Annotated in this window: 23 protein-coding genes; 16 read left to right on the top strand and 7 right to left on the bottom strand. The window is 48.3% G+C overall.

What is annotated here, in order from left to right:
* Positions 1-40 precede the first annotated feature (40 nt).
* Both ushA and P7M01_RS03560 read left to right on the top strand, forming a co-directional pair.
* Positions 41-1,687 (top strand): bifunctional UDP-sugar hydrolase/5'-nucleotidase UshA, encoded by a 1,647-nt coding sequence (gene ushA, locus P7M01_RS03555; RefSeq protein ID WP_317483010.1) that lies wholly within the window; start codon positions 41-43, stop codon positions 1,685-1,687.
* A 42-nt stretch (positions 1,688-1,729) separates the two neighbouring features.
* Positions 1,730-2,890 (top strand): chorismate mutase, encoded by a 1,161-nt coding sequence (locus P7M01_RS03560; RefSeq protein ID WP_317483011.1) that lies wholly within the window; start codon positions 1,730-1,732, stop codon positions 2,888-2,890.
* A gap of 77 nt (positions 2,891-2,967) precedes the next feature.
* Here P7M01_RS03560 and P7M01_RS03565 read toward each other — a convergent pair whose 3' ends face one another.
* Positions 2,968-3,303 (bottom strand): zinc ribbon domain-containing protein YjdM, encoded by a 336-nt coding sequence (locus P7M01_RS03565; RefSeq protein WP_202936940.1) that lies wholly within the window; start codon positions 3,301-3,303, stop codon positions 2,968-2,970.
* Between the two features lie 164 nt (positions 3,304-3,467).
* Here P7M01_RS03565 and corC point away from each other — a divergent pair, with 164 nt between their 5' ends.
* Together corC and lnt are read left to right on the top strand one after the other, a co-directional pair.
* Positions 3,468-4,370, top strand: coding sequence for a CNNM family magnesium/cobalt transport protein CorC (corC, locus tag P7M01_RS03570; protein ID WP_202936941.1), 903 nt, complete (start codon positions 3,468-3,470; stop codon positions 4,368-4,370).
* 87 nt (positions 4,371-4,457) lie between these two features.
* Entirely contained in the window at positions 4,458-5,993 is a 1,536-nt protein-coding gene (gene lnt / locus P7M01_RS03575) for an apolipoprotein N-acyltransferase (RefSeq protein WP_317483012.1), read from the top strand.
* 47 nt (positions 5,994-6,040) lie between these two features.
* Here the strand turns inward: lnt and infA are convergent, their stop codons facing one another.
* Positions 6,041-6,259, bottom strand: a complete 219-nt coding sequence (infA, locus tag P7M01_RS03580) for a translation initiation factor IF-1 (RefSeq protein WP_202936943.1) — start codon at positions 6,257-6,259, stop codon at positions 6,041-6,043.
* Between the two features lie 145 nt (positions 6,260-6,404).
* On the opposite strand from infA, the gene P7M01_RS03585 reads away from it, so the two are divergent.
* The 6 genes from P7M01_RS03585 to mreD all read left to right on the top strand — a co-directional run bounded on the left by P7M01_RS03585 (position 6,405) and on the right by mreD (position 15,522).
* Entirely contained in the window at positions 6,405-8,717 is a 2,313-nt protein-coding gene (locus P7M01_RS03585) for a molybdopterin guanine dinucleotide-containing S/N-oxide reductase (RefSeq protein ID WP_317483013.1), read from the top strand.
* Between the two features lie 425 nt (positions 8,718-9,142).
* Entirely contained in the window at positions 9,143-10,237 is a 1,095-nt protein-coding gene (locus P7M01_RS03590; protein WP_317483014.1) for a NapC/NirT family cytochrome c, read from the top strand.
* Positions 10,238-10,248: 11 nt separating this feature from the next.
* Positions 10,249-12,717 carry a trimethylamine-N-oxide reductase TorA gene (gene torA / locus P7M01_RS03595; protein ID WP_394853425.1) on the top strand — a complete coding sequence of 823 codons (2,469 nt, stop codon included), beginning with the start codon at positions 10,249-10,251 and terminating at the stop codon, positions 12,715-12,717.
* A 145-nt stretch (positions 12,718-12,862) separates the two neighbouring features.
* Complete coding sequence (locus P7M01_RS03600) at positions 12,863-13,912, top strand: rod shape-determining protein (protein ID WP_202936947.1); 1,050 nt, start codon at positions 12,863-12,865, stop codon at positions 13,910-13,912.
* 66 nt (positions 13,913-13,978) lie between these two features.
* Positions 13,979-15,034, top strand: a complete 1,056-nt coding sequence (gene mreC, locus P7M01_RS03605) for a rod shape-determining protein MreC (protein WP_202936948.1) — start codon at positions 13,979-13,981, stop codon at positions 15,032-15,034.
* The gene (gene mreD / locus P7M01_RS03610) at positions 15,034-15,522 is read left to right on the top strand and encodes a rod shape-determining protein MreD (RefSeq protein WP_202936949.1); all 489 of its coding nucleotides are present in this window, start codon (positions 15,034-15,036) and stop codon (positions 15,520-15,522) included. The genes mreC and mreD overlap by 1 nt, the downstream gene beginning before the upstream one ends.
* Positions 15,523-15,682: 160 nt before the next feature.
* Here mreD and leuD read toward each other — a convergent pair whose 3' ends face one another.
* The 3 genes from leuD to leuB form a co-directional block, all read right to left on the bottom strand.
* Positions 15,683-16,285, bottom strand: coding sequence for a 3-isopropylmalate dehydratase small subunit (gene leuD, locus P7M01_RS03615; protein WP_317483016.1), 603 nt, complete (start codon positions 16,283-16,285; stop codon positions 15,683-15,685).
* A 53-nt stretch (positions 16,286-16,338) separates the two neighbouring features.
* Complete coding sequence (gene leuC, locus P7M01_RS03620) at positions 16,339-17,748, bottom strand: 3-isopropylmalate dehydratase large subunit (protein ID WP_317480049.1); 1,410 nt, start codon at positions 17,746-17,748, stop codon at positions 16,339-16,341.
* A 169-nt stretch (positions 17,749-17,917) separates the two neighbouring features.
* Positions 17,918-18,994 carry a 3-isopropylmalate dehydrogenase gene (leuB, locus tag P7M01_RS03625; protein ID WP_317483017.1) on the bottom strand — a complete coding sequence of 359 codons (1,077 nt, stop codon included), beginning with the start codon at positions 18,992-18,994 and terminating at the stop codon, positions 17,918-17,920.
* Between the two features lie 22 nt (positions 18,995-19,016).
* On the opposite strand from leuB, the gene P7M01_RS03630 reads away from it, so the two are divergent.
* On the top strand, positions 19,017-19,139 hold the full coding sequence (locus tag P7M01_RS03630; protein ID WP_317476422.1) for a hypothetical protein: 123 nt from the start codon (positions 19,017-19,019) through the stop codon (positions 19,137-19,139).
* A 3-nt stretch (positions 19,140-19,142) separates the two neighbouring features.
* Here P7M01_RS03630 and leuA read toward each other — a convergent pair whose 3' ends face one another.
* Positions 19,143-20,693 (bottom strand): 2-isopropylmalate synthase, encoded by a 1,551-nt coding sequence (gene leuA / locus P7M01_RS03635; protein ID WP_317480050.1) that lies wholly within the window; start codon positions 20,691-20,693, stop codon positions 19,143-19,145.
* Positions 20,694-21,044: 351 nt separating this feature from the next.
* Positions 21,045-21,353 carry a YfcZ/YiiS family protein gene (locus P7M01_RS03640; protein ID WP_317483019.1) on the bottom strand — a complete coding sequence of 103 codons (309 nt, stop codon included), beginning with the start codon at positions 21,351-21,353 and terminating at the stop codon, positions 21,045-21,047.
* Between the two features lie 173 nt (positions 21,354-21,526).
* Between P7M01_RS03640 and P7M01_RS03645 the strand changes: the two genes are divergently transcribed.
* The 5 genes from P7M01_RS03645 to P7M01_RS03665 are packed head-to-tail and all read left to right on the top strand — an operon-like array spanning position 21,527 to position 26,277.
* Complete coding sequence (locus tag P7M01_RS03645) at positions 21,527-22,831, top strand: porin (RefSeq protein WP_317483020.1); 1,305 nt, start codon at positions 21,527-21,529, stop codon at positions 22,829-22,831.
* A gap of 50 nt (positions 22,832-22,881) precedes the next feature.
* Positions 22,882-23,421 (top strand): methylated-DNA--[protein]-cysteine S-methyltransferase, encoded by a 540-nt coding sequence (locus P7M01_RS03650; protein ID WP_317480052.1) that lies wholly within the window; start codon positions 22,882-22,884, stop codon positions 23,419-23,421.
* 53 nt (positions 23,422-23,474) lie between these two features.
* Positions 23,475-24,146 (top strand): DNA mismatch repair endonuclease MutH, encoded by a 672-nt coding sequence (mutH, locus tag P7M01_RS03655; RefSeq protein ID WP_317483021.1) that lies wholly within the window; start codon positions 23,475-23,477, stop codon positions 24,144-24,146.
* Between the two features lie 60 nt (positions 24,147-24,206).
* A complete protein-coding gene (locus tag P7M01_RS03660) occupies positions 24,207-24,971 on the top strand; it encodes a TerC family protein (protein WP_317476428.1) in 765 nt (254 codons plus the stop codon).
* Positions 24,972-24,975: 4 nt separating this feature from the next.
* Positions 24,976-26,277 (top strand): nucleobase:cation symporter-2 family protein, encoded by a 1,302-nt coding sequence (locus tag P7M01_RS03665; protein ID WP_317476429.1) that lies wholly within the window; start codon positions 24,976-24,978, stop codon positions 26,275-26,277.
* The last annotated feature ends 27 nt before the right edge of the window (positions 26,278-26,304 follow it).

The following is a 26,304-nucleotide window of genomic DNA, read 5'->3' on the forward strand; positions in this document are numbered from 1 at the left end:
TATGGCTTTTTTTATCTGAAGCTTTATTGGAAAGATTACTATGAAAACTTCATTAATTTTGACCGCACTTTCGTTCTCATTATGTTCAACTGCCGTTATGGCGTATGAGCAAGATAAAACCTACCAGTTTACGATTTTGCATACTAACGATTTACACGGACATTTCTGGCAAAATGATAAAGGCGAATTCGGATTAGCCGCGCAGAAAACCTTAGTGGATCGCGTTAAAAAAGAAGTGGAAGCAAAGGGTGGCGCGGTGATTGTGCTGAATGCCGGTGATGTGAATACGGGCATTCCTGAATCGGATTTGCAGGATGCGCGTCCGGATTTAGAAGGCATGAATGCCATCGGTTATGAAGCGATGACATTGGGCAACCATGAATTCGATTATCCGCTGCAACTGCTCGATATGCAGGAGAAATGGGCGAAATTCCCGTTTTTAGGCGCTAACGTTTATAATGCGAAAACGGGAAAACCGTTGGTTAAACCTTATATTTTGCTGAATAAAGCCGGACTGAAAGTAGCGGTAGTCGGTTTGACCACGGAAGATACCGCGAAGTTAGGTAATCCCCAGTATATGAGTCTGGTGCGTTTCGATGATCCGACCGCCACTGCGAAGAAAGTGCTGGCGGAATTAAATAAAAATGAAAAACCGGATGTAAAAATCGCTTTGACTCACATGGGTTATTATTATGACGGTCAGTTTGGTTCCAACGCGCCGGGCGATGTGTCGATGGCACGCAATCTGGATAAATCCGCTTTTGATGTGATTGTCGGTGCCCACAGCCATGATACGGTTTGCGTCGATGACAAAGGCGGATGGATTAAAGATTATCGACCGGGACAGCCTTGTAAGCCGGATTATCAGAACGGAACTTGGATTATGCAGGCCGGAGAATGGGGAAAATTTTTAGGTCGGGCGGATTTCGAATTTAAAAACGGCGTAACTAAATTGGTCAATTATCAGCTGATTCCTGTGAACCTGAAACAGAAAATTAAAACGCCGGACGGAAAAACCGAATACCGCTATTACACCGAAGAAATTCCTCAGGACGCCGAAGTGCTGGCGTTATTAAAAACCTATCAGGACAAGGGCGATAAGCTGCTTAATGTCAAAGTAGGCGAAACCAAAGGAAAACTGGAAGGTGATCGCGCTGTCGTCCGCTTTAAGCAAACCAATCTCGGTCGTCTGGCGGCTGAAGTGCAGCGTCAAAAAACCGGTGCCGATGTCGGCTTAGTGAATTCCGGCGTGGTACGGGATTCCATCGCCGACGGCAATGTCAGCTATCGCGATATTCTTAAAGTTTTGCCTTTCGGTAATGCGGTCAGTTATGTGGATTTCACCGGCAAAGAACTGCAGGATTATCTGAACGTCGTGGCGTTAAAAGAAGTGGATTCGGGCGGTTATCCGCAGTTTTCCGGCGATATTAGTATGCTGGTGGATTTCACACATAAAAAAATTCATGACATCAAAATTAAAGGCGAACCTTTGAATCTAACCAAAAAATATCGTCTTTCCGTGCCGAATTACAGTGCGGCGGGCGGCGACTATCCGGTGATTACTTCGCATCCGGCTTATGTGGATACCGGGTTTATTGATGCCGATGTAATGAAAGAATATTTCCAGAAAAATTCCCCTATTGATGCGGCGAAATTTGAACCGAAAGGCGAGATTATTTATCGATAACCCTGTGCTATAATCGGCAAAATTTATTTTAAAGGACAATTTATGCCACTTGATTTATCGGAAATTCGCCAACAAATCACCCAAATCGACCGCAGTTTGTTAAAACTGTTGTCAGAACGTCATCGTCTGGCCTTTGAGGTGGCGCGCAGTAAAGAATTAACCCAAAAACCGTTACGCGATGAAGAGCGCGAACAGCAGCTGTTGCAGGAATTAATCGCCTTTGCCGAGAATGAAAATTACCAGCTGGAACCGCAATACATTACGCAAATTTTTCAACGAATTATTGAAGATTCGGTGGTGACGCAGCAGGTTTATTTGCAGAATAAACTTAATCGGCAGCGGGAAAGTTCGGTTCATATCGCATTCCTGGGGAAACGCGGTTCTTATTCCAATCTGGCTTCGCGCAGTTATGCAAACCGTTATAGCAAGCAACTGATCGAGCTCAGTTGCAGTTCTTTTGAGCAAATTTTTGAAAAAGTGCGGTCGGGCGAAGCGGATTTTGGCATGTTGCCGCTGGAAAATACCACTTCCGGTTCCATTAATGAGGTATACGATTTGCTTCAGCATACGGATTTATCGTTAGTGGGCGAGTTGGCTTATCCGATTAAGCATTGCGTGTTGGTGACGGAGCAAACCGATCTCGACCGAATCGATACCTTATACAGCCATCCGCAGGTCATTCAGCAATGCAGCCAATTTATTCGCAGCTTGGATCGCGTACATATTGAATATTGCGAAAGTAGTTCCCACGCCATGCAATTGGTGGCAAGCCTGAATAAACCGAATATCGCGGCGTTGGGCAACGAAGACGGGGGAAAATTGTACGGATTGCGCGTGTTGAAAACCGATATCGCGAATCAAGCTAACAATATCACGCGTTTTATTGTGGTAGCGCGCGAACCGTTTTCCGTTTCGCCGCAAATCAGTACAAAAACGCTGTTGTTGATGACGACCGGTCAACAAGCGGGCTCGTTAGTGGATGCGTTATTGGTGTTCAAAAAATATCGGATTAACATGACAAAATTGGAATCCCGCCCGATTTACGGCAAACCTTGGGAAGAAATGTTTTATCTGGAAATTGAAGCGAACATCAATCATCCCGACACCAAACAGGCGTTAGACGAATTGAAGCGATACAGCTCTTTCCTGAAAGTGCTGGGCTGCTATCCGAGCGAAATCGTCAAACCGGTGGATGTGAAGTAACGCCATTCGGATATAAAAAGTGCGGTCAAAAAAACGAAAGAATTTTTGCCCGCACTTTTTGATTTAATGGGAAGTTATTAAGCTTTTTTCAAGAATTCGGATTTTAATGAAAACGGTTGACCGTCAATTTTGCAGTCTACGTCGTGATCGCCGTCCACTAAGCGGATGTTTTTCGCTTTGCTGCCTTTTTTCAACACAATGGACGATCCTTTCACTTTCAAATCTTTAATTAAAATGACATCGTCGCCGTCTTGTAATATGTTGCCGTTGCTGTCTTTCCAGATTTTTTCGTCGCTTTCCTGCGCCGTTTCTTCGCCGGACCATTCGTATGCGCAGTCCGGGCAAACAAAATTGATGCTGTCGTGATACACAAATTCACTTTGGCATTTCGGGCATTTAGGCATTTGATCCATGGTTGTTTCCTTATTGCTGTGTAAAATTGAAGGGCGAGTATAACAAAAAACTGTTAAAAAATCGACCGCACTTTTCGCCGCTTGAGACATGATTTATGCTAGCCATTGCGCGTAAAATGTGCTAATTTTTGCTCGTCAATCCGACAGAAATTTTAAATTCCATTATGACAGACGAACACTCGAATAACGTTACTCAATTAGAGCCGACACAGAAAAAATCTTTTTTTGAATCACTTTTCGGTCGTTTTTTTCAAGGCGAACTGAAAAACCGGGAAGAACTGGTGGAAGTGATTCGCGATTCCGAACAAAACGAACTGATCGATCAAGATACCCGCGAAATGATTGAAGGCGTGATGGAAATCGCCGAATTGCGCGTTCGCGATATTATGATTCCTCGCTCGCAAATCGTGTTTATCGACGAGACCCAGGATTTAGAGGGCTGCCTGGATATTATCATCGAAACCGCGCATTCGCGTTTTCCGGTCATTGCCGATGAACGCGATAACGTACGGGGAATTCTGCATGCCAAGGATTTGCTGAAATTTCTGCGTGAAAAGCCGGAAGAATTCGATTTGAAACAGTTGCTGCGCCCGGTGGTGATCGTGCCGGAAAGCAAGCGAGTGGATCGCATGCTGAAGGAATTTCGTTCCGAACGTTTTCACATGGCGATTGTGGTGGATGAATTCGGCGCCATTTCGGGCTTGGTGACCATTGAAGATATTCTGGAACAAATTGTCGGCGATATTGAAGACGAATTCGACGAAGAAGAGATTGTCGCCAATATCCGACAGTTATCCCGGCATACTTATGCGGTGCGGGCGTTAACGGATATTGATGATTTTAACGCCCAGTTCAATACGCATTTCGCCGATGAGGAAGTAGATACCATCGGCGGCGTAATTATGCAGGCGTTCGGTTATCTGCCGAAACGGGGCGAAGAAATCACCCTGGAAAATGTTCATTTTAAAGTGACTTCCGCCGATAGCCGCCGCATTATTCAATTGCGGGTGACCGTTACGGACGAGTTGACGGGAATCGAAAAGCCGGAAGAAACTCCGGAAGACTAAAAACAACGGATTTTTAGACCGTATTTATTATTCGGTTGGTGAATTTGACGGAAATTCAGCAACCGTTTTGTGTTTTATTGGATTTGTATGAAAAATTTATTGCCTTATTTTATTGCGTCGATTTCAGGCGTTCTCGGCGTTTTGGCTTTTTCTCCCTACGATTACTGGATTTGCGCCTATATTTCGCTGCTCGGTTTGCTGTATGCGGCAAAAACATCGAAAAAATCTACCGCACTTTGGGCGGCTTTTTTATGGGGTCTGAGCTTTTTTGCCGTCGGCACCGCCTGGCTGCATGTCAGCATTCACCAATTCGGCGGTTCGCCTTTGTGGTTGAGTTATATTTTAGTGCTGCTGCTGGCGGCGTATTTATCTTTATATCCCGTTTTATTCGCTTATTTAATTCAACGTTTTAAAGTCCGTTCCGTAATGATGTTCCCCGTGCTGTGGACGTTCACGGAATTTCTGCGCGGTTGGATATTGACCGGTTTCCCGTGGTTGCAGTTCGGTTACACGCAAATTGATACGCCTTTTGCCGGCATTGCGCCGATTTTCGGCGTCACCGGATTAACATTCTTTGTGATGTGGGTAAGTGCGGTCGTTTTTACCGTCGTTTCTGCGCTGTTAACCTCGCCGCGTAAAATCAATGTTGCCGCGGCGAACGGAATTTTGCTCTTGGTTGTGGCGGGATTGGCTTCGCTCAGTTCAAGCGTGAATTATGTCAAACCGGTTGAAGACAAAGCCATGACCGTCACGCTGGCGCAGGGAAATATTGCGCAAAATCTGAAATGGGATCCGGCTTATTTGGATGCCACGCTGAAAATTTACGGACGCCTGATTAGCGAGCATCTCGGTAAGTCGGATTTGATCATCCTGCCGGAAAGCGCATTGCCGGCATTGGAAAACCGCATTCAGCCGTTTTTTGATGAACTGAAACGGGCGGTGAAAGACAGCAAAACCGAAGTGATGATTGGTTCGGTTTATCAGAATGAGAACGGCGGAAAGCTGTTTAACTCCATTGTGCTGGTGAATGAAGGCTATCAGCCGGAAAGCGCGCCGCGTTATAACAAACACCATTTGGTGCCTTTCGGCGAATATGTGCCGTTGGAAACGATATTGCGACCGCTCGGTTCGGTGTTTAATCTGCCGATGTCGGCGTTCCAGCAGGGTAAGGAAATTCAGCCATCCTTGCTGACGAAAGATCATCGTTTTAACGCGGCGATTTGCTATGAAATCATTTTGGGCGCTCAATTACAGGCGAATCTGAAAAAGGACACGGATTTTCTGTTAACCGTTTCTAATGACGCGTGGTTCGGCGACAGCCACGGCCCCTGGCAGCATTTTCAAATGGCGCGAATGCGGGCGTTGGAATTGGGTAAACCGCTAATCCGCGCCACCAATACGGGCGTGACGGCATTTATTGATGCCCGGGGGAAAATTATCAGCTCGGCGCCGCAATTTGAAGAAACCGCACTAACCGCGCGCATTGCGCCGACGGAAGGGCAAACGCCTTATGCGGCGTTAGGCGATAAACCGCTTTACGGATTGGCGTTGTTGTTGCTGATCATGCGCATTTTAGGCGAGTGGATTAAGCGGAAAATGCTAAAAAACATTCATCAGGCTTAAAAGAAAAATCCCGGAAGCCGTTCGGTTCCGGGATTTCTATCATCGGTTTATCGGGCGCGGAATACGATACGACCTTTGGTTAAATCGTAAGGCGTCATTTCCACTGTAACTTTGTCGCCGGTTAAAATACGGATGTAGTTTTTGCGCATTTTGCCGGAAATGTGCGCCGTTAAAATATGACCGTTTTCAAGTTCTACGCGGAACATGGTGTTCGGCAGGGTTTCTAAAATCGTGCCCTGCATTTCAATACTGTCTTCTTTAGCCATTCGCTATTAAGTCCTTTGTTTTAAGTAATATAAAGTAAAAACGGCGTGATTATACTCGTTAAACCGTAAGACTGAAAGGATTTTTGTGCGATTTTTCTACAACTATGCTATGTTTAACCGCAAAATTTTGCGGATAGGCACGAATATGACAATCAAACGACAGGTGATAACCGCCGCCCATTGGGGCGGATTAAAAGTGACGGTGGAAAACGGCATAATTACCCGTTCCGCTACGGCGTTTTCCGCCGAGCCGGAGAATGAGCTGCAAACCGTTGTCGCCGAACAGGTTTACAGTCCGTGCCGGGTGAAATTTCCCATGATCAGAAAAGGATTTTTTGAAGGAAATTCCGACCGCACTTTACGCGGACGGGATCAATGGATTCGCCTATCCTGGCCGCAGGCGTTGGATTGGGTGCACAACGAACTGACGCGCGTGCGCCAAAACTATGGCGCCCAGGCTATTTTCGGCGGTTCTTACGGTTGGAAAAGTTCCGGTGCGTTGCATTCCTCGCGAACTTTATTGCAGCGTTATCTCAATCTCACCGGCGGTTTTGTTAACAGTTTCGGCGATTATTCCACCGCCGCGGCGCAGCAAATTCTGCCTTATGTAGTAGGCGGTAACGAAGTTTATCAACAAACTTCCGCTTGGGAAACCGTGCTTGCCCATTCGGAGATTATCGTGTTGTGGGGCGCGAATCCTCTCACGACGTTACGTAATACCTGGACGGCGACGGATCAGCAGGGTATCGCTTATTTTCGGCAGGCGCAGCAAGCCGGTAAACGGATTATTTGTATCGACCCCGTTCGCTCCCAAAGTTGTGAACGGCTAAAGGCGGAATGGTTGCCGATTCACGCGGGCACCGATGTTGCGTTAATGTTAGCCTTGGCATATACGCTGGCGGAAGAAGCGCTGCTCGATCGCGCCTTCCTGCGCACCCATACTCAAGGTTACGAGATTTTCGAATCCTATTTACTGGGAAAAACCGACAATCAACCGAAAAACGCGCAATGGGCGAGCCGGATTTGCGGCTTGCCTGCCTCGCAAATTCAGCAGCTTGCCCGCGATTTTTCCCGTCATCGAACTCTATTGATGGCGGGATGGGGCATGCAGCGACGGAAATACGGCGAGCAACCGGCATGGATGTTGGTGGTGTTGGCCGCCATGCTAGGGCAAATCGGTTTGCCGGGCGGCGGTTTCAGTTTCAGTCATGTTAACGGTAACGGCGGCGTCGCGCGAACGCAGGCGGGCGTGTTGGGCAAAATCAGCGAAAAACCGACGAATTTTCGCCCGCACTTTACGGCCGCCATTCCCGTTTCGCGTTTGACGGATGCCTTGTTACATCCGCATAAAACGATTTCTTTCAACGGCGGCAAAATTACTTATCCCGACATTAAACTGATTTACTGGGCGGGCGGCAATCCGCTGTCGCAGCAGCATGATCTCAATCTTGCGGCGCGAGCCTGGCGGCGACCGGAATGCATTATCGTCAATGAAATCAACTGGACGGCGACCGCAAAAATGGCGGACATTGTGTTGCCGGTCACCACCAGTTTCGAACGCAATGATTTAACCCAGTCCGGCTCTTTTTCCATGCGGCATTTGTTGCCGATGAAGCAAGCGGTGCCGCCGCAATTTGAAGCGAAAAACGATTACGATATTTTTCTTGAGCTGGCGAAACGGGCGGGCGTTGCGGAACAGTTTAGCGAAGGTAAAACCGAGTGGGATTGGTTACGCGAGTTTTATTCGTCGCTGCAAAAGTGCGGTCAAAATTTACCGAGTTTTGATGATTTCTGGCGCGCCAATCGGCCGTTGATTTTTGCCGCCGAGGAATCGGATAAATATTGGGTGAAATATGCGGATTTCCGTCGCGATCCGCAGGCGAACCCGCTCAACACGGCGTCCGGCAAAATTGAAATTTATTCGCAAACCGTGGCGGCGATGCGGTACGCCGATTGCCCAGGGCATCCGGTGTGGTTTGAACCCGAGGAAAATGCGCAGCATGGCGACGCGCGTTATCCGTTAACTCTGGTGACGCCTCATTCGCCTTATCGCCTGCACAGCCAGCTGGCGCAGACTTCGTTGCGTCGGCATTATGCGTTAAACGGACGCGAGCCGGCCTGGATTCATCCGATTGACGCCAAAGCCCGCGGAATTTGCCATGGCAATGTGATTTGCATTGAAAGTCCGCGCGGGCGGGTATTGGCCGCCGCCCTGGTGACGGAATCCGTGCGGCAAGGCGTTATCGCGTTGTATCAGGGCGCGTGGTATGACCCGTTAAATCCGGGCGAAACAGAAAATCCGCTATGTAAAAACGGCTGCGCCAATGTGCTCACCCCGGATGAAAGTTCGTCTCAATTATCCCAAGGCAATGCACCGAACGGTTGTGCCGTTCAGGTGACGAAATTTATCGGTAAAGCGCCCGAAATAACGGCATTTTTGCCGCCCGATGGCGCTTGAATCGCCGTTCAAACAAAAAACATCGGTATTATGTAGCAGTTGCACAAACATTTAATGTTTTCGTAGGGGCGGGGTTTATCCCCGCCCGAATCTCATTCAAATATCAGGGCTTACGGGCGGGGATAAACCCCGCCCCTACATAAATTTTCCTAAAATTAACTTTTGTGCAACTGCTACATAATACCGAAAAACATCATTATTTTTGACCGCACTTTTGATCCGCTCCCAAAAGTGCGGTCAAATTTTTCAACGTTTTTTATTTGTTCAATCATACAAAAACGGGGAAAGGATAACGGACAAACTTTGATCTTGATCCTGTTTTTGTTGTTTTCCGGTTGCGCCGAAACGCACCGACAGAGTACATTACTTCGTGACGTTTACCTATATTAAGGTAGTAAATTTATTTTTATTATACGGAGTGATTTATGGCGAAACGGAAAATTTCACTCATCGGCGGATTGGTGCTGATGGGCTTGGGTGCGGCGGCGGTGTTGGGCGTTCAGAAAACGTTGAAAGCGACCAATTCGACGGAATTTTGTGTCAGTTGCCATTCAATGGAGCACCCTAAGGCGGAATGGGAGGGTTCTGCGCACTTTTCCAATGCTCAAGGCATTCGTGCCGATTGTGCGGATTGTCACGTGCCGCAGGAAAACGGTTTGCATTATTTGAAAGCGAAATTTATTGCGCTGAAAGATTTGTGGTACACCGTGACCGACAAGCTGCCGGACAAACAGGCTTACGAACAACATCGTGCGGAAATGGCGAAAACCGTGTGGGAAGATATGAAAGCCAACGATTCGGAAACTTGTCGCTCCTGTCATAGTTTTGAAGCCATGGAAATTTCCGCTCAGAAACCGGCGGCACAGGATTTCCATACGCAGGCCAAAGAAAACGGACAAACCTGTATTGATTGTCACAAAGGTATCGTTCATTTCTTACCGGAAGATAAAAACGATAACGGCGGCGATACCGAATTGGCAAAACACGGTGGTCAGCTTTCCGCTGAAAGCAAGGTGTTGTATGCGTTGGCCGTCAGTACGGCGAAATCCGCTAACGGCGGCGAGGTGCGCTTAATGCCGTTTGCCGAATTAACGGATTGGAAAGCCGAGGGCGAAAATGTGGCGGCAAGTCTGCACGGTTGGCAGCAGGCGGGAGCGGAAAGCGTGCTTTATACCGGCTTAGGACAGCGGATTACCGCTGCGGTATTGGATGACGAAGCGAAAGCCAATCTGCAAGTGAAAAACAAAGTGCATGATTCCGTGACCGATTCGCAATGGTCTGAGGTGATGTTGCCGATTAATGCGCCGAAAAATGCGGTTACCTCCGATATTAATTCGCTCAATGCCTTCGGTAAAAATCTGAATGAAACCCATTGTAGCGGTTGCCATGCGCCGATCGCGGCGGATCATTACACGGCAAATCAATGGATTGGCGTGGTGAATTCCATGAAAGATCGCACTTCGATGACAAAAGAACAGGTGCGCGCGCTCACCATTTATCTACAACGCAATGCAAAATAAGGATGGAAAACATGAAAGAAAAAATCAATCAAAGACGTCGCGATTTCTTGAAAACTTCATCTTTAGGCGTGGCGGGGGCAGCCCTGGCCGGCGGCAGTTTAACCGCCGGTTCGTTGCAGGCGAAAGAAACGGCGGAATCGCGAACCGTCGTGACGGCCGCTCATTGGGGACCGCTCGGCGTGGTGATAGAAAACGGCAAAGTAGTGAAATCCGGTGCGGCTATTCCTGCGCCGATTGAAAACGAACTGCAATCCGTGGTGGCGGATCAACTTTATAGCGAAGCCCGGGTGAAATATCCGATGGTGCGCAAAGGCTATTTAACGGGAAATTCCGACCGCACTTTGCGCGGGCGGGACGAGTGGGTGCGCGTTTCCTGGGAACAGGCGCTGGACTTGGTGGCAAACGAAATAAAACGGGTGCGGGAAAAATACGGTGCAACCGGTGTGTTTGCCGGCTCTTACGGTTGGTATAGTGCGGGCGCTTTGCATGCCGCCCGTACGTTGTTGCACCGTTATATGAACGTTACCGGCGGTTTTGTGGGGACGAAAGGAGACTATTCCACCGGCGCCGCACAGGTCATTATGCCGCACGTGTTGGGGACAATTGAAGTTTACGAACAGCAAACCAGCTGGGAAGTTTTACTGGAAAGCACCGATATTATTGTGTTATGGGGCGCAAATCCATTGACCACCATGCGCATTGCCTGGACTTCGACGGATCAAAAAGGAATTGAATATTTCAAAAAATTTAAAGAAACCGGTAAACGGATTATTTGTATCGATCCGGTTCGTAACGAAAGTTGCGAATATCTGGGCGCGGAGTGGATTCCGCTTAACACCGCTACAGATGTGCCTTTGATGTTGGGAATGGCGCATACTTTGGTCAGTGAAGACAAACACGATAAAGCTTTCCTGAAAAAATACACGCGCGGTTATGAGAAATTCGAAGAATATTTGTTGGGGAAAACGGACGGTCAAGTGAAAGACGCCGAATGGGCAAGTCGTATTTCCGGCGTGCCGGCGGAGGTGATTAAAACTTTGGCGCATGATTTCCGCGAAAAACGTACGATGCTGATGGGCGGTTGGGGAATGCAGCGTCAACGCCACGGCGAACAGGCTCATTGGATGCTGGTAACTTTGGCGTCCATGCTCGGACAAATCGGTTTACCGGGCGGCGGTTTCGGCTTCAGTTACCATTATTCGAACGGCGGGGTCCCGACCGCAACCGGCGGCGTGCTGGGTTCGATTACGGCGAATCCGTCCGTGGCGGCCGGTGCGAAAACCTGGCTGGATGAAACCTCGCAATATTCGTTTCCGTTGGCGCGCTTAACGGATGCGCTGTTAAATCCGGGAAAAGTGATTCAATATAACGGTTCCGAAGTCACTTATCCCGAAATTAAGCTGATTTATTGGTGCGGCGGCAATCCGTACAGCCATCATCAGGATACCAACTTAATGGTGAAAGCCTGGCGCAAACCGGACACCATTATCGTTAACGAAGTGAACTGGACGGCAACGGCGCGCATGGCGGATATTGTCTTGCCGGCGACCACCAGTTATGAGCGTAACGACTTAACCATGTCCGGCGATTATTCCATGCTGAATATTTTTCCGATGAAGCAGGTTGTGGAGCCGCAATTTGAAGCCAAAAACGACTTTGAGATTTTTGCCGAACTGGCAAAACGTGCGGGGGTAGAAGAACAGTTCACCGAAGGTAAAACGGAAATGCAATGGCTGAGAGAATTCTATCAAACCGCTTTTACCGCAGCGCGTAACGCCCGTGTTACTATGCCGAAATTCGAGCGGTTCTGGCAGGAAAATAAACCGATTACCTTTGAAACGTCGGAAAAAGCGAAAAAATGGGTCCGTTATGAAGAATTTCGTGAAGATCCGTTACTGAATCCGTTGGGAACGCCATCCGGCAAAATTGAGATTTTTTCCGAAACTATCGCCAAGATGAATTATGACGATTGCAAAGGTTACCCGAGTTGGATGGAGCCGGAGGAATACGCCGGCAAGGTTACGGCGGAATATCCGCTCGCGCTGGTCACGCCGCATCCGTATTACCGTTTGCACAGCCAGTTGGCGCACACCTCATTGCGTCAGAAATACGCGGTGAAGGATCGCGAACCGGTGCTGATTCATCCGGACGATGCGAAATCCCGCAATATTGCCGACGGCGACATTGTTCGCATTGAAAGCCCTCGCGGGCAAGTGTTGGCGGGAGCGGTCGTGACCGACGGCATCATTAAAGGCACGATCGCTTTACATGAAGGCGCCTGGTACGATCCGCTAAATCCGGGCGAAACGGAAAAACCGCTGTGTAAAAACGGTTGCGCCAACGTGTTAACCCGCGATGAAGGCACGTCGAAACTGGCGCAGGGAAATTCGCCGAATACCTGTATCGTACAAATCGAGAAATATCGGGGCGAAGCGCCGGAAGTGACGGTGTTCAAACAGCCTAAAACGGAAAAACTTTAAAAAAATCGACCGCACTTTTGCTGCGGTCTTTTTTATATTCGAATAAAATTCACTGTAAAGTGCGGTCATTTTTTGGTACATTATGCACAATTTTTTTCAAGCTTAAAATTTAAGCGCGGTTTAATCAAAATTTAATGGAATTCTTATGTTATTTAAAAAAATTCGCGGATTATTCTCAAACGATCTTTCTATTGACCTGGGTACGGCGAATACCTTGATTTACGTGAAAGGGCAGGGCATCGTATTGAATGAACCCTCAGTGGTGGCGATCCGTCAGGGACGCGGCGGTAATAAAAGTATTGCGGCGGTCGGTAAAGATGCAAAATTAATGTTAGGCCGTACATCGAACAACATCACGGCTATCCGCCCGATGAAAGACGGCGTGATCGCCGATTTCTCAGTCACTGAAAAAATGTTGCAACACTTCATCAAGCAAGTGCATAGCAGCAATTTCCTGCGTCCAAGCCCGCGCGTGGTTATCTGCGTGCCGGCGGGCGCCACTCAGGTGGAACGCCGTGCGATTAAAGAATCCGCCTTCGGTGCGGGTGCGCGCGAAGTGCATTTGATTGTTGAACCGATGGCGGCGGCAATCGGGGCGAAATTACCGGTTTCTACACCGACCGGTTCAATGGTCATCGATATCGGCGGCGGCACGACGGAAATCGCGGTTATCGCCTTAAACGGCGTGGCTTATTCGTCGTCCGTGCGTATCGGCGGCGATAAATTCGACGAAGCGATTATCGCTTATGTGCGTCGTACCTTCGGCTCGTTAATCGGTGAATCCACGGCGGAACACATCAAACATGCCATCGGTACCGCCTATATTCAGGACGACGATGAAATTTTAGAAATGGAAGTGTTCGGCAGTAATTTGGCGGAAGGTGTGCCGCGCGCTTTCACATTAACTTCGCGCGATGTCCTGGAAGCGATTCAACAACCGCTGGAAGGCATTATCAGAGCAATGCGTACCGCGCTGGAAGAATGTAAACCGGAACATGCGGCGGATATTTATGCGCACGGCATGGTTTTAACCGGCGGCGGCGCGCTGTTGCGTAATATCGATATTTTATTAGCGAAAGAATCGGGCGTGCCGGTTATTATTGCCGATGATCCCTTGACTTGCGTTGCGCGCGGCGGCGGCGAAACGTTGGAAATGATCGATCAATACGGCACGGATATTTTTAGCGAAGACTAACATTTTTCTTATAATAAAAAGTGCGGTTAAATTTGACCGCACTTTTTATCTGTTTATGTTGATTTGATGAAACCTATTTTCAGTAAAACTTCCCCTTTGGGGCTGCGTTTGTTTTTGGCCGTTACGGCATCCATTATGCTGATTCTGACGGACGGGCAGACGAATACTATGATCAAAGTCCGCAGTTTTATGGAAACGGCGGTCGGAGGCTTGTATTATCTCGCCAATACGCCGCGTACGGTGCTGGATAACGTATCGGAAAATCTGGTGGATACCGGCAAACTGCAAATTGAAAATAAAGTGCTGAAAGAACAGTTGCGCGAGAAAAACGCGGATTTGTTGTTGCTGGATCAGCTTAAAGTGGAAAATCAACGTTTGCGTCTGTTGCTCAATTCGCCGTTGCGGACCGACGAATACAAAAAAATCGGAGAAATTCTGACCGCGGAAACGGATCGTTATCGTCAGCAGGTCGTGATTAACCAAGGGCGGCAAGAAGGCGCCTATGTGGGGCAGCCGGTAATTGATGAAAAAGGTGTGGTCGGACAGATTATTTCCGTCGGCGAAAAAAGCAGTCGCGTGTTGTTGATTAGCGACGTAACGCATTCCATTCCCGTTCAGGTTTTACGTAATGACGTACGAGTGATTGCCAGCGGATCGGGACGCAGCGATGAGTTAACCTTGGATAATGTGCCGCGTTCCGTGGATATTGCGAAAGGCGATTTATTGGTGACTTCGGGCCTGGGCGGCCGTTTCCCCGAAGGTTATCCGGTTGCGGTGGTGGAAAACGTATCGCGCGACGGTTCCAATTATTTCGCCACCGTGACGGCAAAACCGTTGGCGTCGCTGGAGCGCTTACGTTACGTATTATTGGTTTGGAGCCATGAAGAAATTCATAAATATCAGGCCAGTTCGCCCGAAGATGTGCGCAATACGGTGCAGCAACGTTTGGCCAATAAGGAACGCGGCGTGGACACTAAAAAAGCCTTGGTGACGGAAGGAAACGAGAATAGCAAAGAAAACGGCGAAAAAGACGATATTGCGATTCCCGAAAATTTACCGGAAATGAACAGTAACGATCATCAGGTTTCGCCTGAAATTCAGGAACATAGAGAAGAAGATTAATGAACGGACGGTTTTTGTTACAGGTAATAGGTCTGGTTGCCGTTTTTGTGGTGGCGCTGGTACTCGAAATTGCGCCCTGGCCGAGCGGTTTCCAAAGCTTTAAACCTTCTTGGTTGATCCTGATTTTAACCTATTGGATTCTGGCGTTGCCGACGACCGTGAATGTAGGAACGGCGTTCGTGCTGGGCATTATCTGGGATTTGGTTATCGGTTCCATTTTAGGCGTACATGGTTTAGTGCTTTCCGTTTTTGCCTATTTTGTTGCCCGTTACCATCAAATTCTCAGCAATTTATCCCTTTGGCAGCAAAGTCTGCTGATGATGATTGCGGTTTTCGTTATTCGTTTTGGCATTTTCCTGGTGGAAATGTTTATTCACAGCGCCGTTTTTGACTGGAAAGACATTTTCGGCGCTCTTATTACCGGCGCGTTGTGGCCTTGGGGATTTTTACTGCTACGCAAAGTCGGGCGCAGACTCGGTTTAAACTGAGCGCAATTTAACGGCTTATTGCGTCAATACGGGAAAAACGCTGCCGTTGCAACAGCAATACCGACCGAATTGAAAGGTTACGGAAAACAAGAATTATGACGATAAAAGTGCGGGCAAAAAAATTAACGTTTTTTTGCCCGCACTTTTTTAGAACGGAAGATTAACGCAAGAACGCGGGAATTTTTTTCTCATACGCTGCGATCGCGTCTTCATGTTGAAGGGTTAAGCCGATGTTGTCCAGGCCTTCCAACAGACAGTGACGGCGGAATTCGTCCAAGTCGAAATGATAAACTTTCTCGCCGACAGTGACGGTTTTCGCTTCCAAATCCACATGAATTTGTTTGCCCGGGTTGTCCCAAACCCAGTGAAAAATTTCGTCCACTTCTGCTTCGCTTAATTTAATCGGCAACATGTGATTGTTTAAGCTGTTGTTGTAGAAAATGTCCGCAAAACTTGGTGCAATCATCACTTTGAAACCGTAGTCGGCAAGTGCCCAAGGCGCATGTTCGCGGGATGAGCCGCAGCCTAAATTTTTGCGGGCGAGTAAAATGCTGGCGCCCTGATATTGCGGGAAATTCAGCACGAATTCCGGGTTGGGTTGGGTTTCCGCCGCATCTAAATAACGCCATTCGTGGAATAAATGTTTGCCGAAACCCACGCGGGTGATGGCTTGTAAGAATTGTTTCGGAATAATTGCGTCCGTGTCCACGTTCGCTGCATCCAGCGGAACAACCAAGCCCGAATGTTGTTTTAATCCTGTCATTTTATTTTTATCCTTTTTGCAAGAGCGAATGTTATTCGCCCTTATATTCATGATTAATTTAATTCGACATGACGAATATCGACGAATTTACCGAACATCGCCGCCGCGGCCGCCATTGCGGGGCTGACCAGGTGAGTGCGACCGTTACGGCCCTGGCGACCTTCAAAGTTGCGGTTTGAGGTGGAGGCGCAACGTTCCCATTCGCCTAAACGATCGTCATTCATTCCCAAGCACATTGAACAACCCGGATTGCGCCATTCTGCCCCGGCTTCGATAAAGATTTTGTCCAATCCTTCTTTTTCCGCTTGTTCTTTCACTAAGCCTGAACCCGGGACGACTAACACGCGTTTTACGTTATCCGCTTTTTTACGGCCTTTCATTACGGCGGCGGCGGCGCGTAAGTCTTCGATACGAGAGTTGGTGCAGGAGCCGATAAACACCTGATCGACAGCCACGTCTTTTAGATCGGTGTTAGGTTCCAACCCAATGTAAGCCAAGGCTTTTTCCGCTGACGCTTTGGTGACGGGATCCGTCATCTCCGCCGGATTCGGCACAAGTTGATCGATGGCGATGACTTGTCCCGGATTGGTTCCCCAGGTCACTTGCGGGGCGATGTCTTTGGCTTCTAACACCACAACCGTATCGAAATGCGCGTCGTCATCGGATTTTAAAGTTTTCCAGTATTCCACGGCGTCGTCCCAATCTTTGCCTTTCGGCGCATGCGGACGACCTTTCAGGTATGCGAATGTGGTTTCGTCCGGTGCGATTAAACCGGCTTTGGCGCCGAATTCAATTGCCATGTTACATACGGTCATTCGTCCTTCCATCGAAAGATCTTGAATCGCTTCTCCGCAGAATTCCACCACATGACCGGTGCCGCCCGCCATGGTCGTTTTGCCGATAATCGCCAAAACGATGTCTTTTGCGGTAATGCCCGGGTTGACCTTGCCGCGTACTTCCACTTTCATGTTTTTCGCACGCGCCTGTTTCAGCGTTTGAGTGGCTAACACATGTTCCACTTCGGAGGTGCCGATTCCGAACGCCAACGCGCCGAATGCGCCGTGAGTTGCGGTGTGCGAGTCGCCGCAAACAATGGTCATTCCCGGCAAGGTTAAGCCTTGTTCCGGTCCCATGACATGCACGATACCCTGTTCTTTGGTATTCATGTCAAATAATGAAATGCCGGTGGCTTTACAGTTTTTATCCAATTCTAAAACCTGAATTTTCGCCTGACCTTCAAGTTTGTTGACATCGCGCACTTGGGTTGAAATGCTGTGATCCATGGTGCCGAAGGTTTTGCTCACCTGACGCACCTGACGTCCCGCCACCCGCAAGCCGTCAAACGCTTGCGGCGACGTCACTTCGTGAATCAAATGTCGGTTAATATAAAGAATCGGCGTTTCGCCTTCCGCTTCGTACACCACGTGTGCGTCGAACAGTTTTTGGTAGAGTGTTTTGCCCATTTTAGTCTCTCGTTAGATCGTAAATTCGTTGTGAGGGCGTATTTTATTACGCCCGATGCATAAAGTGCGGTCACAAAAAGCAACGCTTTTTGAACGTTGGCTTTGCCAACGGTGGCGAAGCCATAAGTAATCGCATCGGCGATTACGCATAAAATTTTCGCAAGTTTTTTTAAATTGCATTCGCAATCAAAGTTCCCATTTCCGCCGTTGAAACGGGTGTCGAATTATCCGCTAAATCGCCGGTGCGATGGCCCGCCGCTAACACGCTTTGCACCGCATTTTCAATGGCGTCCGCCGCTTCGTTAAGGTTAAAGCTGTAACGTAACATCATGGCGGCGGAAAGAATTTGCGCGATCGGATTCGCAATGCCTTTGCCGGCAATATCCGGTGCGCTGCCGCCTGCCGGTTCGTATAAACCGAATCCTTCTTCATTCAGGCTGGCGGACGGCAACATTCCCATTGAACCGGTAATCATCGCCGCTTCGTCGGAAATAATATCGCCGAAAATGTTCGAACAAAGCAACACGTCGAAACTTTCCGGCGCTTTGATTAATTGCATGGTGGCGTTGTCGATATACATGTTTTCAACGGTCACTTGCGGATATTCTTTGGCGATTTCCGCTACGGTTTCGCGCCATAGGATTGAGCTTTGCAGCACGTTCGCTTTGTCTACCGAGGTGACGCGTTTACGGCGTTTCATGGCGGCGTCGAAGGCGGCGCGGGCAATGCGTTCGATTTCGTATTTGTAATACACTTCGGTGTCAAACGCTTTGGTTTGCGAACCTTCGCCTTCGCGACCTTTCGGCTGACCGAAGTAGATTCCGCCGGTTAATTCGCGTACCACCACCATATCGAAGCCTTTCGCCGCGATGTCCGCGCGTAGCGGACAGAATTTTTCCAAGCCTTTATAAAGCGTGGCGGGACGAAGATTACAAAACAGTTTGAAATGTTTGCGCAGCGGCAGTAAAGCGCCACGTTCCGGTTGGCGATCCGGCGGCAGATTGGTCCATTTCGGGCCGCCTACGGAACCGAATAAAATGGCGTCGGCCTCATCACAGCCTTTTAACGTTTCCGCCGGCAACGGTTCGCCTTTCGTATCGATTGCCGCGCCGCCCACCAGGTATTGAGTGAAATTCAGTTTAAAACCGAATTTCGCCTGGACTTTGTCTAAAACCTTAATGGCTTCCGCCATGACTTCGGGCCCGATACCGTCGCCGGGAAGCACCGCTACGTTGTATGTCGACATGTTGTTTTCCTATTGCTGAAAAATGATTAAAATTTTATGCGTAATCGCCGATGCGATTACTTATGGCTTCGCCACCGTTGGCAAAGCCAACGTTCAAAAAGCGTTGCTTTTTGTGACCGCACTTTTAAGTTCTGCGAGCCTTTAACAATTAATGTTTTAAATCCTTGGTTAAATCCGCCACTTTTTGCGAACGGTAAATCGCATTGATGGCATGCACCAGCGCCAGTGCGGAGGATTCGACGATGTCCGTCGCCAAACCTACGCCGTGGAATTTACGTCCCTGATATTCTACCACAATATCCACTTGGCCGAGGGCTTCGGCGCCTTCGCCTTTCGCGGTTAAGTTATAGTGAGACATTTTCAGATCCATGCCCACGATTTGCATAATGGCGTTATACACCGCGTCCACCGGGCCGTTACCGCCGTTGGAGGTTTGGTTAATCCGTTTACCGTCCAGTTCCACCTGCACGAATGCGGAAGCCGGCAGCGTGCTGATGGTTTGCGACGTGATGACGTCTAATTTCAGGCGATCTTCATCACCTTGCTGCATATCGATAAAGGCGAGCGCTTCCAGATCGTAATCGAACACCTGGCCTTTTTTATCGGCAAGTTTCAGGAACGCTTCGTATAGTTTGTCCAAATCGTAATCCTGTTCGGTATAACCCATATCCGCCATATGACCTTTCACCGCTGCACGACCGGAACGGGCGGTTAAGTTTAACTTCTCTTTTTTCAGACCGATGGTTTCGGGCGACATAATTTCGTAAGTATTTTTGTTTTTCAGCATGCCGTCCTGATGAATTCCCGATGAATGGGAGAACGCGTTTTCACCGACGATCGCTTTATTCGGCTGAATCGGCATATTGCAAATCTGGCTTACCATTTGGCTGACGCGGTGAATTTCCTGAGTGTTAATACGCGTATCTACGGCAAATAAGTCCTGACGGGTTTTCATGCTCATCACCACTTCTTCTAAGGCCGTATTGCCTGCGCGTTCGCCGATACCGTTAATCGTACATTCGATTTGGCGCGCGCCGTTCAATACTGCGGTTAAGGAATTGGCGGTCGCCATGCCCAGGTCGTTATGGCAATGCACGGAAACCACGGCTTTGTCGATATTCGGCACGCGATTCATAACCTGATGGATAATATTGCCGTATTCCGTCGGCAGACAGAAACCCACGGTATCCGGAATATTCACCGTGGTTGCGCCCGCATTAATGGCGGCTTCAACGACGCGACAGATATTATCGATACCGGTACGGCCCGCGTCTTCACAGGAAAATTCCACGTCGTCGGTATATTGACGGGCGCGTTTCACCGCTGCAACCGCCATTTCCACCACGTCGTCGAAAGAGCGTTTTAATTTGGCTTCCACATGCAAAGCGGAGGTGGCGATAAAGGTATGAATCCGGAAACGTTCCGCCACTTTTAAGGCTTGCGCCGCGGCGTCGATGTCTTTGTTCACCGCCCGGGAAAGCCCGCAAACGATACTGTTTTTCACGTGTTGAGCGATGGTTTGCACGGATTCGAAATCGCCGGCGGATGAAACCGGAAAGCCTACTTCCATCACGTCCACGCCTAAGCGTTCCAAGGCTAAGGCAATCTGCAATTTTTCTTTTACGGTTAAACTTGCTTTTAATGCTTGTTCGCCATCACGCAAGGTGGTGTCGAAAATAATGACGCGATCTTGAGCCATATTGATGTCCTTTTTATATATGAAAAAACCCGCTTAAAGTGCGGGCGAATTTGGAAACGTTTTTTGAATGTTTGCTGCATTTCTCTCGTCCACAACTTAACCGCACAGAGACTGTGATAATCGTAAGTTAAGCAGGAGAGAAACGAAGTAGAACATAGAAAATCCTGTAAATTCCGTTGAATTGCCCTCAATCTTACGGATTTAAACGGCACTGTCAACGGATTTTTTAGATAAATATTTGTTTTTTAATGGATTATGAGGATTTAAATAAAATTAATAAACTAAATTATCTTGTTTATTTAGTATAAAATTCTGAATTGATAAGAAAGCGAAGCGTTTATCCCTGAGTTTTTAAACTTTTACCGATGATCGGCATTTCATCTGAAAAATGAAACTTTCCGCCTGACAACAGAATTCAAATTGCGCTTTCAGGTGAAACCAATGATTTTGCGGATAAATGCGGCTTTGAATAATACAGGGTTCGGTTTCTGCTTCCCGTGCTATGGCGGTGAGCCGACTAAGCGTTTGCCGCGCCTCTTCTTCCGTGGTAAAAACTTGCTCAAAATCGACCGCACTTTCACTGCCGTCGAGAAATTCCGTGCTTTTCTTTTTAGAACAGCCGCTGTTTTCCAGAATTTTTTGTTGCAAGGTTTGAGTCATGGCGTTTCTCCTGTCGAGTGAGCATATTTTAATTCGTTGTCGTCATTTTTAACCGTTTCAAGTTAACTGGTCGGATTAGTTCTAAATATAACAAATAAATTTGCACCGGATTTCAGCTTTATTTAGAATCCGGCTGTTTTTATTGAACGGATATGATCCAGGGAACTGATTTAATGAATAAAATTTTAACAAAAACGCTGTTTGCTTCGGCGTTAACGCTTTGTGCGGGCGCAGCTAACGCGGCGGCTTTTCAGTTGCAGGAAGTGACGACATCAGGTTTGGGACGCGCTTATGCCGGGGAAGCGGCGATTGCCGATAACGCGGGCGTGGTGGCAACCAATCCGGCGTTAATGACACAATTTAAACGTCCTGAAATTTCAATGGGCGGCATTTGGGTGAATCCGGGTGTGAATATTGAGGGCGAGATCGGTGTGCCGGCTGTGGGATATCGTGTCGACGCCGGTTATTCCGACGCCATTTCAAGTAAATTTTTGCCTAACGCTTATTGGATTTATCCTATTGACGAGAAATTTTCCGTTGGTGGCGGAGCAAATGTGAATTACGGGTTGGCCACCGAATATAACGCGGATTATAACGCCGGGTTAATGGGCGGAACGACGGATTTAACCACTATCAATCTGAATCTGAGCGGCGCATACCGTTTGGATGAGCACTGGAGTTTTGGTCTGGGATTGGATGTGGTTTATGCGGAAGCGAAACTCTCGCGCCGTGTCGGCGGTTTAGCGCCTTTATTGAATGCCCGTTTGAAGATGGCGGGCCGGTCGGAAACCATTTTGCCGACGGATTTTGTGACGGATTTGAAAGGGGACGACTGGGGCATCGGTTATAATGCCGGCGCAACGTACCAAATCAACCCGAATCATCGCTTCGGTCTGGCTTATCATTCCAAAGTGAAAATTAAATTTGACGGTACGATTGAAAACGATTTGCCTGCCGGCCTGGGCGGATTAACCAAACATGACGGTTCGGTGGAGTTGAATCTGCCGGATTATTGGGAGTTTTCCGGTTATCACCAATTAACTTCTAACTGGGCGATTCATTACAGCTATAAATTGACCAAGTGGAGTCGCGTACAACGCTTACAGGCTTATACCGACTCCGGCGTTCAGGTTTTTGATAAAACGGAACATTTCGGCGATACTTCCCGTGTGGCTTTCGGTACCACTTATGACGTGAACGATAAGCTAACCTTACGCGCGGGGATTGCCCATGACGAAGGCGCGGCGGGACGTAAATCCTCCATTTCTATCCCGGACACGCATCGTATGTGGTACAGTCTGGGCGCGACCTATCGGTTTACGCCGAATCTTTCCGTGGATCTGGCTTACGCCTATGTGCACGGCAAAACCCGCACCTTCACGGAAGTGGAAAACGTACGCGGAATTTCGGTGGAAGGCCGTTATAAAGTGCGTTCACAGGTTAATCTTTACGGTTTGAACTTAAACTATCGTTTCTAATCGATTTCATCTATAATCGGGCGTAAGTTTTTTTACGCCCTTTTTATTTTATGAAACCGATTTATTATTGCTATTTTTCTTCGCCGGTCGGGCGCTTGCTGATGTTGGAACAGGACGGCAAGCTGACCAATCTTGATTGCGAAGCGGAACAGACGACGCCGAATCCGAAATGGATTTTTGATGAAAATCGTCCTCTGTTTGATGAGGTGAAAGCGGCGTTAACGCGTTATTTCAACGGCGAAAAAGAAACCTTCGCGCAAATTCCTCTGGCGCCGCAGGGCACCGATTTTCAGCAAGCCGTCTGGACGGCGTTGCGGAAAATTCCTTTAGGCGAAACCGCCACTTACGGTGGTCTGGCGCAGGCGCTGGATAACCCGAAAGCCGTGCGTGCCGTGGGCGGAGCGGTAGGCAGCAATCCCATCAGCATTATTATTCCTTGTCATCGCGTGCTGGGCAAAAACCGTCAATTGACCGGTTTCGGCGGCGGATTGCCGGTAAAACGTTTTTTACTGGATTTGGAAGGCGTCGCTTATGTGGACAAAGGCGTGGAATACGTGAAACAGAAATTGTTGAAAAAGTACAAAATCTGAACGACGGATTATCCATGCCGAATAAAAAACATTCAAAATTTTGACCGCACTTTATGAAAACCGATAGCCCTTCATCCGAAACCGAATTGCTTAATCGTGCAAAATCCATCGCGGGTCTGACCTTGGGTGAACTGGCGACGGAGCTGAATCTTTCCGTGCCGCCGAATCTTAAGCGCAATAAAGGCTGGGTCGGGCAATTACTGGAAATAGCTTTGGGCGCCAAAGCGGGCAGCAAGCCCGAACAGGATTTTTCTCATCTCGGCATCGAACTTAAAACCATTCCTATTGATGCGCAAGGTTATCCCCTGGAAACCACTTTCGTCAGTCTTGCGCCGCTGGTACAGAATTCAGGCGTTAACTGGGCGCATTCGCACGTTAAGCATAAATTGTCCAAAGTATTGTGGATTCCCGTGCAGGGTGAACGGCGGATTCCTTTGGCGGAACGTTATATCGGCGCGCCGGTGTTATGGCAGCCCGATGCGGAACAGGAAAACCGCCTTCGCCGCGATTGGGAGGAACTGATGGATTACATTGTGTTGGGCAAGGTTCATCAGATTAACGCTACGCTGGGCGAAGTGCTGCAGTTGCGCCCGAAAGGCGCTAATAATAAAGCCCGCACCCAAGCTATCGGTCGGAAAGGAGAGGTTATCGAAACTCTGCCGCTGGGCTTTTATTTACGCAAAGAATTTACGGCCGAAATTTTGCAAAATTATTTCGTCGCTTGATTGCATTTTTTTATCGAGTCGATATGATCGGCAAATTCAATTTCTTTTTAAGGACATATTATGTTTGAGTGGCTTAGTAATCCCGAAGCCTGGATTGCACTTTTCACATTAACCGCACTTGAAATCGTGCTGGGTATCGACAACATTATTTTTATCAGTATTCTGGTGGGGCGTTTGCCGGTGAAGCAGCGCCAATCCGCTCGTGTTATCGGGCTGACGCTTGCTATGTGTACGCGTATTGCATTATTGGTTTCACTCGCTTGGATTATGAAACTGACTCAACCGTTATTTACCGTACTCGGGCAAGAGATCTCAGGTCGGGATTTAATTTTATTGCTCGGAGGGTTGTTCTTAATTGTCAAAAGTACGCATGAAATCCATAATGAAATGATTCCTGAAGACGAAGATGATGAAATTCTCGATAAGAAAAAAGTTCCGAACTATTTCTTCACGCTCATCCAAATTGCTGTTCTCGATATTGTGTTTTCGCTTGATTCCGTTATCACCGCTGTGGGTATGGTAAATAATCTTGAAATAATGATTATCGCCATTATGATTGCCGTCGGCGTGATGATGCTTGCCGCTCGCGCGATAGGCGATTTTGTGGATACCCATCCGACACTTAAGGTTTTGGCATTATCGTTCTTAATTATGATTGGTGTGATGCTGATTGCAGAAAGTCTTGATTTCCATATTCCGAAAGCTTATGTGTACTTCGCAATGACCTTCTCCGTTTGTGTGGAAATGATTAATATCAGAATGCGTTCACGCCTTGTCAAACGCGGCAAGGCTAAAACTGCTGATTTGCTTGACCAACAGGATTAACACAGTGAATCGTTTACTCTATAACGTAGAAGATAAGCCACCGTTTGGCTTAAGTTTATTACTTGCCGCACAACATTTGTTAGCGGCGCTGGGCGGCATTATTGCGGTGCCTTTGGTTATCGGTAACGTGCTTAAATTGCCGACGGCGGACACCATCACATTAGTGAATGCGGCCTTATTGGTTTCCGGTCTTGTTACCGTTGTCCAATGTCGCGGTTTAGGACCTATCGGCATTCGTTTGCCCAGTGTAATGGGCACGAGTTTTACTTTCGTTGCCGCCGCCCTGGCGATTGGATTCAGTGAATACGGTATTTCGGGGATTCTCGGCGCATCCTTGGTAGGATCGCTGGTGATGATTGTTGGCAGTTTCTTTATGCCGTCGATTCGTAAACTGTTTCCTCCGGTGGTAACGGGAACCGTGGTGATGATGATCGGTTTAAGTCTGATTCCCGTCGCGGTCGATTGGTTTGCCGGCGGTCAGCGCGGCGATGCCGATTACGCGACGCCGGCCAATCTGATGATGGCGACTTTCGTACTGGTGATTGTTATTGTGTTGGTGCAATGGGGAAAAGGAATTTTCTCTGCGGCGGCCATTGTGATCGGCATGATGACGGGCTATATCGTGGCGTTGGCCTTGGGCTGGGTAAGTTTTGACGGTGTGAAAAACGCCGATATTTTTGCTTTGCCGCAACCGTTACATTTCGGTTTATCCTTCCCGATTTCCGGTATTATCGGCATGTCTATCGCTTATCTGGTGACGATCGTGGAATCCAGCGGTAATTTCCTGGCGTTGGGAAACGCCACACAAACGGAAATTACCGGTAAACATCTGCGCGGCGGCGTATTGGCGGACGGACTGGGTTCCGCACTGGCCGCAATTATGTCGACCACACCGTTTTCTTCTTTCTCACAAAATATCGGTGTTATTTCTCTAACCGGCGTGGCCAGCCGTTATGTGGTGGCATTAACCGGCGTATTATTAGTGTTGGCGGGGCTGTTCCCGGTATTCGGTGCGTTAATCGTGTCGATTCCGTTGCCGGTGTTGGGCGGAGCGGGGCTAATGATGTTTGCCATGATTATTGCGGCGGGAATTCAGATGCTGGATACCGTGGAACGCAGCCGTCGTAACGGCTTGATTATTGCGATTTCCATCGGTTGCGGATTAGCCGTCACCACTCGCCCGGAATTATTGGATAAACTTCCGCACTTTTTCAAAGAAGTATTGGGCTCGGGGATTACGGTGGGTTCGTTGCTTGCCATTATTCTGAATCTGATTTTGCCGGAAGAAAAAACGTATCAGGAATAAAACAAAGAAAAACGCCCGTCGAATAAA

Origin of the sequence: Exercitatus varius, from assembly GCF_029577735.1 — a bacterium.
GTDB lineage: Bacteria > Pseudomonadota > Gammaproteobacteria > Enterobacterales > Pasteurellaceae > Exercitatus > Exercitatus varius.